General features: G+C 65.4%; 10 protein-coding genes. 9 read left to right on the plus strand and 1 reads right to left on the minus strand.

Going from position 1 to position 10,957, the window contains the following annotated elements:
- Nucleotides 1-42 precede the first annotated feature (42 nt).
- Nucleotides 43-927, minus strand: coding sequence for a LysR family transcriptional regulator (locus tag P3T25_RS03480; protein ID WP_429357537.1), 885 nt, complete (start codon nucleotides 925-927; stop codon nucleotides 43-45).
- 102 nt (nucleotides 928-1,029) lie between these two features.
- On the opposite strand from P3T25_RS03480, the gene P3T25_RS03485 reads away from it, so the two are divergent.
- The 9 genes from P3T25_RS03485 to P3T25_RS03525 all read left to right on the plus strand — a co-directional run bounded on the left by P3T25_RS03485 (nucleotide 1,030) and on the right by P3T25_RS03525 (nucleotide 10,939).
- Nucleotides 1,030-1,896 (plus strand): pirin family protein, encoded by an 867-nt coding sequence (locus P3T25_RS03485; RefSeq protein ID WP_429357490.1) that lies wholly within the window; start codon nucleotides 1,030-1,032, stop codon nucleotides 1,894-1,896.
- 330 nt (nucleotides 1,897-2,226) lie between these two features.
- A complete protein-coding gene (gene poxB / locus P3T25_RS03490; protein WP_429357491.1) occupies nucleotides 2,227-3,948 on the plus strand; it encodes a ubiquinone-dependent pyruvate dehydrogenase in 1,722 nt (573 codons plus the stop codon).
- Between the two features lie 134 nt (nucleotides 3,949-4,082).
- Complete coding sequence (locus P3T25_RS03495; RefSeq protein WP_429357492.1) at nucleotides 4,083-4,316, plus strand: YtcA family lipoprotein; 234 nt, start codon at nucleotides 4,083-4,085, stop codon at nucleotides 4,314-4,316.
- A gap of 39 nt (nucleotides 4,317-4,355) precedes the next feature.
- Nucleotides 4,356-5,447 carry a multidrug transporter subunit MdtN gene (gene mdtN, locus P3T25_RS03500; protein WP_429357493.1) on the plus strand — a complete coding sequence of 364 codons (1,092 nt, stop codon included), beginning with the start codon at nucleotides 4,356-4,358 and terminating at the stop codon, nucleotides 5,445-5,447.
- Nucleotides 5,444-7,636 (plus strand): FUSC family protein, encoded by a 2,193-nt coding sequence (locus P3T25_RS03505; RefSeq protein ID WP_429357494.1) that lies wholly within the window; start codon nucleotides 5,444-5,446, stop codon nucleotides 7,634-7,636. Before mdtN ends, P3T25_RS03505 begins: the two co-directional genes overlap by 4 nt.
- 6 nt (nucleotides 7,637-7,642) lie before the next feature.
- Nucleotides 7,643-9,220 carry an MdtP family multidrug efflux transporter outer membrane subunit gene (locus P3T25_RS03510; RefSeq protein WP_233464815.1) on the plus strand — a complete coding sequence of 526 codons (1,578 nt, stop codon included), beginning with the start codon at nucleotides 7,643-7,645 and terminating at the stop codon, nucleotides 9,218-9,220.
- A 220-nt stretch (nucleotides 9,221-9,440) separates the two neighbouring features.
- Entirely contained in the window at nucleotides 9,441-9,845 is a 405-nt protein-coding gene (locus P3T25_RS03515; protein WP_257020829.1) for a MucR family transcriptional regulator, read from the plus strand.
- Nucleotides 9,846-9,959: 114 nt separating this feature from the next.
- Entirely contained in the window at nucleotides 9,960-10,538 is a 579-nt protein-coding gene (locus P3T25_RS03520; protein ID WP_429357495.1) for a helix-turn-helix domain-containing protein, read from the plus strand.
- Nucleotides 10,539-10,540: 2 nt separating this feature from the next.
- Nucleotides 10,541-10,939 carry a DUF3331 domain-containing protein gene (locus P3T25_RS03525; protein ID WP_429357496.1) on the plus strand — a complete coding sequence of 133 codons (399 nt, stop codon included), beginning with the start codon at nucleotides 10,541-10,543 and terminating at the stop codon, nucleotides 10,937-10,939.
- Nucleotides 10,940-10,957 lie beyond the last annotated feature (18 nt).

Below are 10,957 nucleotides of genomic sequence, written 5' to 3' on the forward strand. Positions count from 1 at the left end.
ATCGGCGCTCGCAGGAACGCCAGCGGGCAGCCGCCATACCGCTTATTTCCCCAATTGTGCAATGAAGGCGCGAGCGGCCGGCCCCGGCGGCGCGTCCTTGCGGTAAACAACCTTCATCGGCATTGCTGCGTCGCGCGGCAGGCCTTCAATGCGAATCGTCACCAGGTTGCCACTCTCGAGATCCTCCTTGACCATGTGCAAGGGCATATGCCCCCAGCCCAGGCCGGCCTTCAGAAAGGCATACTTGGCCCCGAGATCCGCGAGCCTCCACGTCGAGGCGGACAGCACACCGAATTCGCGTCCCTCGGACAACGCGGTTCGGTCGCTGAGTACGAGTTGCACGTGCTTCTTGATGGCGGCAGCGGAAATGATGCCCCGGCTATTGGCGAACGGATGAGCGGGACTGACGACCGTCACCAGTTTCAGTTCGCGCAAGGATTCGACCTGTAGTTCATCCGTCACGATCGGCAGCGTGCCGATCACGCCAATGTTGCAAACCCGGTCGAGCACCAGCTTCATCACACCGCCCAGCGCCTCGACATAGAGCCGCAGTGGCGTGTGCGGATAGTCCTTCTGGGACTGAGCCGCCGCGCGCGTCAGACTATCCATGGGGTACATCACGTCCATCGCGACGGAGAGTTCGGGCTCCAGGCCCTCTCGCATCGCGCGTGCTCGCGCCTTGAAACCGTCGATCGTGTCGGCCACGGAACGGGCGTCGAGCAGCAAGCTCTTGCCTGCGTCGGTGAGCTGCGGATAGCGGGCCGTGCGATCGAACAGCTTCACCTCGAGCTGTGCCTCGAGATTCGCAAGGGTCTGGCTAACCACTGATTGCGCGCGCCGGAGCTTGCGTCCGGCTGCTGAGAAGCTGCCTTCATCGACCGCGGCGATGAAGGTCCGAAGCTGGTCCAACGTGACGCCGTCAAGCATATCCATCGCTCCAAACGATACCTGAAATCTAAAAATATAGGCTTTTCAGATGGAGTGCAAGCTCTTACCTTACGTGTATCGCGTTTTTCTTAAGGCAGAGCCATGAACACCGACACAGCCGTACTCACCCCGATTGCAGAGACAACGCTGGCGCCGCGCCGGGTCGCATTTCGCACCACGGGCAGTGCGCACGGCGGCATTACACGTTTGGCCAGTCCCTCCGATATCGGCGAGTTGATCAAGCCTTTTGTGTTCCTCGATCACGCCGTGGTCGTGCCGACCGGCAAGCCGATGTTCGGGATGCACCCGCACTCGGGTCTCGCAACACTCACCACCGTGCTGAGTGGCGGAATTTCCTATGCAGACACGACCGGCAAGAGTGGCGAACTTCTCGCCGGCGGACTCGAATGGATGAAGGCCGGCAATGGTGTCTGGCACGACGGAAACGTATTGCCGGGCGAAGCGGTACGCCTCTTTCAACTCTGGGTCGCGTTGCCGCCTTCGCAGGAGAACTCGCCGGCGGAAAGCCAGTACATCTCGCCGGCCGAGGTTCAGCGTGATGGGCCGGTCCGCGTCATCATCGGCCGCCACGGATCGGCGACGAGTGATATCCGCGCGCCCGAAGGCATCAACTACTTCCATGTCGAACTGAACGCTGGGGAGACGTGGCGCTACGTGCCGCCTGCCGGACACAACGTCTTGTGGCTGGCGATCGACAAGGGGCGGTTGAACGCATCCGAGCCGATCGAGGCAGGGGAGCTCGCCGTATTCGAGGAATCCGACGGGGCGCCCATTGAGCTGCATGCCGAGCACGCAACGTCGTTCGTCATCGGCTCGGCCATCAAGCATCCCTATCCGCTGGTGCTCGGTTACTACTCGGTGCATACGAGCGCAGACGCGCTTGCACAGGGCGAGGCCGAGATCCGCCGCATCGGTCGCGATCTGGCCACGCAGCGCCGCGCCCGGTAAGCGCAGACATTGATGGAATGCGTGCCCGTCGTAGAAGGGTTCACCGTGACGGTAGGTAAGTCACGGTAACCCTGGCGGGCACGATTTGCCTGCGAGATCGCTGCGCCGCCGGTTCACGCGATTTCGATACGTCACCGTGCGAATCCTAAAGCACGCCCGGACGAGCCGCGACACCATGGTCGAAGTTAAACCGTGGCCGCCGGCACATGTGCCTGCACGCCCCGTCACCGGGAGAAGGAGGCGCATCGTGAATTACCCCCACGCTCATTCAGGTTCGCTGCCCGCCAAGGGGGCGGCTACGTCCGTTAGCGCGGGTCGGCAGGAGGCATCATGACCACGGCAGCGGACTATCTGGTCGATGCCCTGACGCAGGCCGGCGTGAAGCGCATTTACGGCGTCGTCGGCGACTCGCTGAACGGCATCTCCGATTCGCTCAGGCGTTCCGGCGAGATCGACTGGGTCCATGTGCGGCACGAGGAAGGCGCGGCCTTCGCGGCCGGTGCGGAGGCGCATCTCACCGGTCAACTGGCGGTATGTGCCGGCAGTTGCGGACCGGGCAACCTGCACCTGATCAACGGACTATTCGACTGCCACCGCAGCGGCGTGCCTGTGCTCGCGATCGCCGCGCACATACCCAGCTCGGAAATCGGCATCGACTACTTTCAGGCGACGCATCCGGAAATCCTGTTCAAGGAGTGCAGCCACTACGTGGAACTCGTGTCGCACGTCGACCAGTTGCCGCAGATCCTGACCCGCGCAATGCGCGCCGCGGTCGGACGGCGCGGCGTGGCGGTCGTTGTGATTCCGGGCAACGTCGCGCTGTCGCCGACGACCGCCAAGGTTGCGCCCTGGCTGGTGCCGTCGGCACCGCCCGTGCTGCGTCCGGCCGACGACGAGATCTCGCGCCTCGCGGATATGTTGCACGCGGCATCGCGCGTGACGTTGATGTGCGGCGCCGGCTGCGCGGGCGCGCACGACGAAGTGGTCGAGCTCGCGAAGCGCCTGAAGGCGCCGATCGTGCACTCGCTGCGCGGCAAGGAGCACATCGAACATGACAACCCATACGACGTCGGTATGACCGGCATGGTGGGGTTCGCGTCGGGTTACGCCGCGATGAAGGCGTGCGACATGCTGCTGCTGCTCGGCACCGATTTTCCTTACCGGCAGTTCTATCCGGAGGACGCCACGATCGCGCAGATCGACGTGCGTCCCGAAGCGCTCGGCAACCGCTGTTCGCTGAATCTTGGTCTCGTCGGCACGGTCAAGGACACACTCGCCGCGTTGCTGCCGGTCCTCAAGGAAAAAACCGATTCGTCGCATCTCGACAGCGCGCTCGCGCATTATCAGAAGGCGCGCAAGGATCTCGACTCGCTTGCCGAGAGCAATCCGTCGAGCTCGACAATCCATCCGCAGTATGTGACGCGGCTCGTGAGCCAGCTCGCGGCTGACGACGCGATCTTCACCTGCGATGTCGGCACGCCAATCGCCTGGACGGCGCGCTATCTGAAGCTGAACGGCCGGCGCCGGCTGATCGGTTCGTTCAATCACGGCTCGATGGCGAACGCAATGCTGCATTCGATCGGCGCTCAGGCCGCGTATCCCGGCCGCCAGGTGATCTCGATGTCCGGCGACGGTGGCTTCACGATGATGATGGGCGACTTCATCACGCTGGTTCAGGCGAAGCTGCCGGTGAAGGTGATCGTGCTGAACAACGGCACCCTCGGTTTCGTGGAGATCGAAATGCGCGCGTCGGGCTTCGTCGATACCGGCACCGACCTCGTCAATCCGAACTTCGCGCACATGGCCGAAGCGATGGGCGTGAAGGGCATTCGCGTGGAGAAACCGCAGGAGCTCGAAGGCGCGATCGCGGCAGCGCTTGCCCACGACGGGCCCGCGCTCGTCGACGTCGTCAGCGCACGTCAGGAACTGATCATGCCGCCGAAGACCACCGTCGATGAAGCCTGGCATTTCGGCCTCTTCATGATGAAGGCGGTGATGGACGGCCGTGGCGGCGAGTTGATCGATCTCGCGAAAGTGAACCTGACGCGCTGAACCTTGGCATCCGGTGTTTCCGGTGCGCCCGGATCGCGCGTGCAGTTGAATCGTAATGCTTCATTGCCTGCCATCAGGGAGAGACGGCGATGTCGAGTGGTGTGCGCCATAGGCGCCATGGATGGACGGTCCTGATGTCGTGCGCGACGTTGACAGCGTGTAGCGACGCGCCGTCGGTGGGCGTGCTGGGCGCGTATTTTCCGGACTGGCTGTTTTGTATCGTGGGCGGCGTGCTGCTGGTCGTATGCGTGCACGTGCTGCTTTCGCGAAGCGGCCGCGGCGCCTGGCTCACGCCGCCTGCGATCGTCTATCCGGCGCTGACGGTGCTGTTTTCCATCGCGCTCTGGGTAGCAGGCTTCAACCTTTAACGCCTTTAATCCCTTTAACCTTTAGCTGACCGTGTGACCATGACTGCTGCCCAAAGCACGGACGCAGGAAAGCAGCGTCCGCGAACCTGGCCCGCCATGCTGCTGATCGCGCTGGCCGTGATCGCGATCATCGCCGTGATCTGGCGCGTGGATACCGTGCCGCGCACCGACGACGCCTATGCGTACGCCGACACGATCGGCGTCTCGCCCGAAGTCAGCGGCAAGATCGTGACGCTTGCGGTGCGCAACAACCAGGCGGTGAAGCAGGGCGATCTGCTGTTCGAGATCGACCCGCGGCCGTATCAGTTCGCGTTGCAGCGCGCCCAGGCGGCGCTCGCGCAACTCGATGCGCAGATTCCGCTGACCCAGCGCACCGTCAATGCACAAGGATTCAGTGCCGAAGCGGCGAAGTCGTCGGTCGCGCGTGCCCAGGCCGCCGCGAAGCAGGCGGGAGACACGCTGGCGAGAATGGAGCCGCTGATCGGCAAGGGCTACATCTCCGCCGACGATCTGGAGCGCGCGCGCACCACGCAACGCTCGGCGCTCGCCGAGCTTGCGGCCGCGCAAGCGCAGGCCCGCGAGGCGCAGGCGGCGGTCAGCAGCGTCGCCGCGCTGGTCGCGCAGCGCGCGGTGCTGACGGCTGAAATCTCCATGGCGCAACTCAACCTGGAATACGCGACCGTGCGTGCGCCGTTCGATGGCCGCGTCGTCGAGTTGCGCACGTCCGTCGGGCAATTCGTGTCCGCGCAAAAGCCCGTCTTCACGCTGATCGATACGCGGCATTGGTACGTGATCGCCAATCTCCGCGAGAACGAGCTCGGCAACATCCGGCCCGGCACCCGCGCGACCGTTTACCTGATGAGCAATACGCGCATCCGTTTCAGCGGTTCGGTCGACTCGATCGGCTTCGGCGTCGATCCGCAGGACGGCGGCGGCACCGCGAACGGTCTGCCGAGCATTCAGCGCAGCATCAACTGGGTGCACGTCTCACAGCGTTTTCCGGTGAAGATACTGGTCGATCATCCCGATCCGCAGATGTTCCGGATTGGCACGTCCGCTGTCGCCGTGCTGCAGCCCGAACGTCGCGATAATCGTGACACTCGCGCGACGCCCAATGGAGCGCCGTCATGAGCGGGCTCGACGGCGTCGGGCGTCATCTTGCCTGGCCGCGGCCGCTCGGGCAACTGGCCGCGTTCCTGCGCTCGGAGCTTGGCGGGTTTCCGGGGCGCGCCAACCTGACCATGCGCAGCGTGCTCGGCTGCGCGATCGTGCTTGTCGTGTCGATGACCTTGCGGGTGCCCGAGGTGGCGTTGTCGCTGATCGCGGTGTTTTTCGTCACGCAGTCGAACATCGTGCTGACCCGCCTTGTCGCATTGTTGGCCGTGATCGGCACGACCTGCGCGATCGCCTGCATCATCGGCGTCTTCAAGCTGACGTTCGACTATCCGCTGCTGCGCATCATCGTCGCAAGCGCCATCTTTTTTTGCAGCGCTTATCTGATGCGAGCCGTGGCGAAACTGGGGCTGGTGTTCTTTCTCGTCTCATTGATCGTGATCTACGCGCAGACCTTTGTCGATCGGACCGATAACGCGGAAGCGCTGGTGCGTGCCTGTCTGTGGGTGTGGGTGGCGGTCAACTACGCAGTTGTGCTGTCGCTGATCATCAACACGCTGTTTCTGCCAGCCGAACCGGAGCAGCAGTTGCGCGCCGCCATGCAAGGGCAGCTCGCGACGGCCCGTGCGCGGCTCGCGGTCATGATCGACACGAATGCGCCGGCCGTGCACATTGGCGCGCTCGATCTCGAGCGCGGCGCACTCGCGTTGCAGAAGCTGTTGCGTTTTTCGACCATGCGTCATCACTACAGCGAGGAAGATGCCTCGGCGTGGTTGGCCTGCGTGACCGTGGTATCGCGCATCTTCGAAGCTGCGGCGGTGCTGCCTGAGCATGCAGTCGCGCACGACGCCGGGCAGATCGATGCCATCCGTGTGGTGCGGGACGAACTCGTGTCGCTCGATCACGCGATCGGCGACAACCTGCAATGGCGGCATTGGGGCGCATCGCGCCAGGCGCCGGTGTTGACCTCGATACCCGCGCTCGACGCGATGCAACGCGCGCTCAACGCGTTCTCCGAGGCCACGCGGGGTGCCGTCGTGCCGACGCCGTCGGAAGATGCGGCCGCCGGCAGTGCAGCGAAGAAGGGCGAGAAAGCGGAGCAGGCGACGAAAGCGGCGGCGCCTTCCGCGCAGCCCGAACCAGACATCTTCGCGAATCCGCGTTACGCGCGCTTCGCGCTGCGTACGCTGTTCTCGGTACTGATCTGCTACGTGTTCTACAACGCGGTGAACTGGCCGGGTATCCACACGATCATGCTGACGTGTCTCGTGGTCGCGCTGCCGAGCCTTGGCGCATCGAGCCGCCAGGGCGTGCTGCGGCTCACCGGTGCACTGATCGGCAGTGCACTGGCGCTGTTCATGGTCGCGTTCGTGATTCCGCAACTGGAAAGCGTGACGGGGCTGCTGCTGATGAGCTTGCCCGTGATCGCGCTCGGCGCCTGGGTGGCGGCGGGATCCGAGCGGATCAGCTATGCAGGAATCCAGATCATGTTTACGTTTGCGCTGGCCTTGCTCGAATCGTTCTCGCCGCCGTCGGATCTCACCGAGATCCGCGACCGGATCGTCGGCATCGTCCTGGGTGTCGGCGTGGCCACCTTCATCCAGATGTCGGTGTGGCCGGAGCGCGAAGCGGATGGCCTGCGTACGCAACTGACGTCGATATTGCGCAAGATCGCGGCGCTGGCGCGTATCGAGGCGAAGGCGGTGCAGAGCGGGCCACGCGCGACGGATTCTGCAGCGGTGGTTGAAGCGTGGGCCATGGTCGCGGATTGCGAGATGGCGCTCGCGCGTGTCGCGCTCGAACCCGACTGGCGCGAGGGAGAGACGACACGTATTGCGCTGCTGTCGCAGACGGTGCTCGCGCAGAGCCGTGCGATGCTTGTCGCGCTCGAAGCGTTTCACCATGAGGCGATGATCAATGCGTCGGCAAGCGCACCGATGCAGCGCGCCGCGAAGTTTCAGTCAGATGTCGCGGATGCGCTGGAGCGATACGCGTCACAGCTCACGGCCGAGCCACCAGCCGCGATGACGCCGGCGCGGCTCGACCCGAGCGGATTGCGCGCCGCACTGCCGCCGGCAGGCGCAGCGGGGACGGCAGGTGAGCAAACGCTGGAGCGGCTCGCGCAACGCATTGACGCGGCGCTCGCCGGGTTGCCACGCTGGTTGCCCGACGAACGTGCGTCCGGCGAATTCGCGAGCGCGGGGTGATCGGCGATGACGCACTTCGCTTGCATCCTGCGCCGCGTGTTGCGCTTACCGCACTTACCGAGCCTGTGGCGCCAGACGCGCATGGCGGCCGTACGATTGGCCACACGACCAGCCGCACGACTGCTCAACCACTGCCTCGCGTCTCTAGCGCTGCCATTGCTCGCCTCATGCGCGATCATTCACCACGATAGTCCGCCCGCCGCGATGATCGCGCCGCAGCAGATCCGCCTCGCCGACGACATCCATCTGGCCAACGAAGGCTGGCCGTCTGCACGTTGGTGGGAGCAGTATCACGATCCGCAGCTCAATACGCTCGTCGAGCTGGCGCTCGCGCATGCGCCTTCGCTCGCCATTGCGCGCGAGCACGTCTCGCAAGCCCACGCGCAGGTCGAGCTGATCCAGGCGGCGGCCGGTCTGCAGATGTCCGCGCTGGCGGAAGCCGATCGCGAGCATGTCTCGGGTCACGGGTTCCTCAGCGCGTACGCGTCGCACGATCCGGCGATCGGAGCGTTTGGGCCGTGGTATTGGACCGGGCTGGTGGGCGTCGACGCGCACTACGACATCGACATCTGGGGCAAGCAGCGCGACCTCGTGCGCGCGGCGATCGGCGAGCAGAACGCGCGGCGCGCGGAGGCGGCGCAGGCCGAACTCGAACTCTCGGCAGGCGTCGCGCAGCTTTACTACAGCATCCAGATCACTTACGCGAGCCTTGATCTGTTGCGCCAGCTTCGTGAAGTGCGCGCGTTCGAGCTCGACACGCGATCGGCGCGGCACGAACGCGGCCTCGAAGCGCTGACCCAGACCGCCCAGGCGCGCTCGCAGGTGCTCGCAATCGACCAGCAGATCGCCTCGAGCGAAGAGCAGATCGTCCACGCGCGCGAAGCGCTGCGTGCGCTGGCGGGCGTCGGTCCCGACGATCTGCCGGCAATCGCGCCGGTGCCGTTGCCGGCGCCATCGGGCTCACTGCCGTCGACGCTGTCGTATGAGCTGCTCGCGCGGCGCCCGGATCTGCAGGCAATGCGCTGGCTGGTACAGGCGTCGTTCGACAAGATCGATGCGTCGAAGGCCGCGTTCTACCCGAGCTTCGACATCACCGCGTTCTTCGGTTTCAACGCGCTGCGAATGCGCGACCTGTTCCTGCATTCGAGCCAGCAGATCAACCTCATTCCCGGCCTCACGCTGCCGATCTTCGACGGCGGCCGCCTGAACGCGAACCTGCACGGCGCGCGCACGGCGAGCAACACGCTGATCGAGCAGTACGACCAGGCGGTGCTCGACGCGGTGCGCGACGTCGCGCAGAGCGGTAGCCAGATCGACGACCTCGATCATCGCGCGCATTTGCAGCGTGACCGGATCGACGCGTTGCGCTTTGCGAGCGACAGTGCCGAGGCGAGCTACCAGACCGGCCTCGGCGACAGGACGAGCGCGATGCAGGCGAAGGCGCCGGTCATCGCTGGGCGCCTCGAACTCGTGCAACTTACCGGCGACGAGATCGAAGCGGGCATCGTGTTGACCCGCGCGCTGGGCGGCGGCTATCGCAGCGACGACCTGCCGGGGGCGTCGACCAGCACGAACAAGCCCTAGGCGGCGAGCACGCCGGCTTCGTTGCGGCTGCCGGTCGCCCACGCGAGCGTGCCGACCCTCTGTCGGGGGAGGGATCGCCGTGCCTGCCGACGCGAATGCGACCGATGACCCGCCAGCCATGGAGCCAGGTCATGAAGAATCATGATGCTTCGGAAATCCGCGCGCCACTTCGGGCAACGCCGCTGCTCCACCCGGAGCCGTTGATCCGTCGAGGCCGGTTGTGACGGAGGACATCAATCTGATCGAGCTCACCGCCGAAATCGTGGCGAGCTTCGTGTCGTGCAATCCGTTGCCGGCAGCCGACCTGCCGGAGTTCATCTGGAGCACCTACGCCGCGCTAGCCGCATTGCGCACGACGTCGGTACCGGCCGCGCGGCAGCGGGCGGCGGTGCCGATCGAGGAATCGGTGCGCGACGATTATCTCGTCTGCCTCGAAGACGGACGCAAGCTGAAGTCGCTCAAGCGCTACCTGCAGCGCCACTTCGCGATGACCCCTGACGAATACCGCGCGAAGTGGGGCCTGCCGGCCGACTACCCGATGGTCGCGCCGGCCTATTCCGCGCTGCGCTCGTCGATTGCGAAGCGCCATCCCGCGGGCGCAATCAAACCGCGTCGCGGCGCCTGACAACGCACAAACGAGGGATGCCGCGCCCGTCGTGCTCACCCGATGAGGGGATGTCGCGCCGCCGCCAGACTGCGCAAGATAGAGGCCGTCGACTTACGCCCTGCGGAGGCGCACATGTTCACGCAGACACCGAATGCAGCGTGCGGCAACGAGGTGGCAGATTTCGCCGCCGACGATGAGACTGCGCTCGAGGAAACCGAACCGGTCGCCGACGCGTCTCATCGGCTCCACTCAGACAGCGTCTGCGACGCGATCGTCGCGCGGCTCGTGGCGCGGGCTGCTGAGCAAACGCGACCGTGCGTGCGGCGCGCGGCGTCGCTGCCGCAGTGGCGTCTGCGGCGCGCGCTCGACTTCATCGAAGCGAATCTCGCACAGCCGATCGGACTTGCCGATGTCGCCGCCAGCACTGGACTCACCCGCATGCATTTCGCCGCGCAGTTCCGCTCGACGACCGGCTATTCGCCGCACGCGTATCTGCTGCGGCGCAGGATCGAGCATGCCCAGATGCTGCTGCGCTCGTCGGCGCTCAACGTACTCGACGTCGCGCTCAGTTGTGGTTTCGGATCGCATGCGCACTTTACGACCGTCTTCGGGCGGATGGTCGGCGAGCCGCCCAATAGCTGGCGGACCCGCATGCGGGACGAGGAGCCGCTCGCGGCTATCGACCCGCGCCGGCGCGACACCGGAGCGTGATCATGCAGACCGACCTGGCGGATGATGCATGCTGGTGCGCCGCGTTGCGCCTGCTCGATGGGGGCGCGTGGGAGTGGACCGCGAGCCGGTTGGCGCCGCGCGTCGAAGCAGTAAAGGTGCGGGGTGCGCCAACCGACGCGTGCCGCGAATGCGTGGTGCGCGTGCTCGATCGCGTTTCGACGAAGATCGTGGTCGTGTACTGGTGCGATGCAACGTCCTGCCGCTACGGCGACCAGTTGTGGCGGGTGGGCGTCTCGAGGCGGCGCGGTCGCTGCGCGTTGTCGGGTGCGCCGATCAAGGCCGGCGACGCGGTCTATCGTCCGCGACAGGGGCGGCCGAGGCCCGTCAACGCGGCCGCGATGATGCTGGCCTCCGAGGTCGAACGCGTGTCACCCGGCTGATCGTTGGCCGTATTACAA

It is taken from the genome of Paraburkholderia sp. GAS32 (genome assembly GCF_050434225.1).
In the GTDB taxonomy this organism is placed as follows: Bacteria; Pseudomonadota; Gammaproteobacteria; order Burkholderiales; family Burkholderiaceae; genus Paraburkholderia; species Paraburkholderia madseniana.

Excerpts from the sequence above, each read along its gene's own strand:
- mdtN (WP_429357493.1), top strand. The coding sequence starts at position 4,356 with ATGACTGCTGCCCAAAGCACGGACGCAGGAAAGCAGCGTCCGCGAACC.
- poxB (WP_429357491.1), top strand. The coding sequence starts at position 2,227 with ATGACCACGGCAGCGGACTATCTGGTCGATGCCCTGACGCAGGCCGGC.
- P3T25_RS03525 (WP_429357496.1), top strand. The coding sequence starts at position 10,541 with ATGCAGACCGACCTGGCGGATGATGCATGCTGGTGCGCCGCGTTGCGC.
- P3T25_RS03520 (WP_429357495.1), top strand. The coding sequence starts at position 9,960 with ATGTTCACGCAGACACCGAATGCAGCGTGCGGCAACGAGGTGGCAGAT.
- P3T25_RS03480 (WP_429357537.1), bottom strand. The coding sequence starts at position 927 with ATGCTTGACGGCGTCACGTTGGACCAGCTTCGGACCTTCATCGCCGCG.
- P3T25_RS03495 (WP_429357492.1), top strand. The coding sequence starts at position 4,083 with ATGTCGTGCGCGACGTTGACAGCGTGTAGCGACGCGCCGTCGGTGGGC.
- P3T25_RS03485 (WP_429357490.1), top strand. The coding sequence starts at position 1,030 with ATGAACACCGACACAGCCGTACTCACCCCGATTGCAGAGACAACGCTG.
- P3T25_RS03510 (WP_233464815.1), top strand. The coding sequence starts at position 7,643 with ATGACGCACTTCGCTTGCATCCTGCGCCGCGTGTTGCGCTTACCGCAC.
- P3T25_RS03505 (WP_429357494.1), top strand. The coding sequence starts at position 5,444 with ATGAGCGGGCTCGACGGCGTCGGGCGTCATCTTGCCTGGCCGCGGCCG.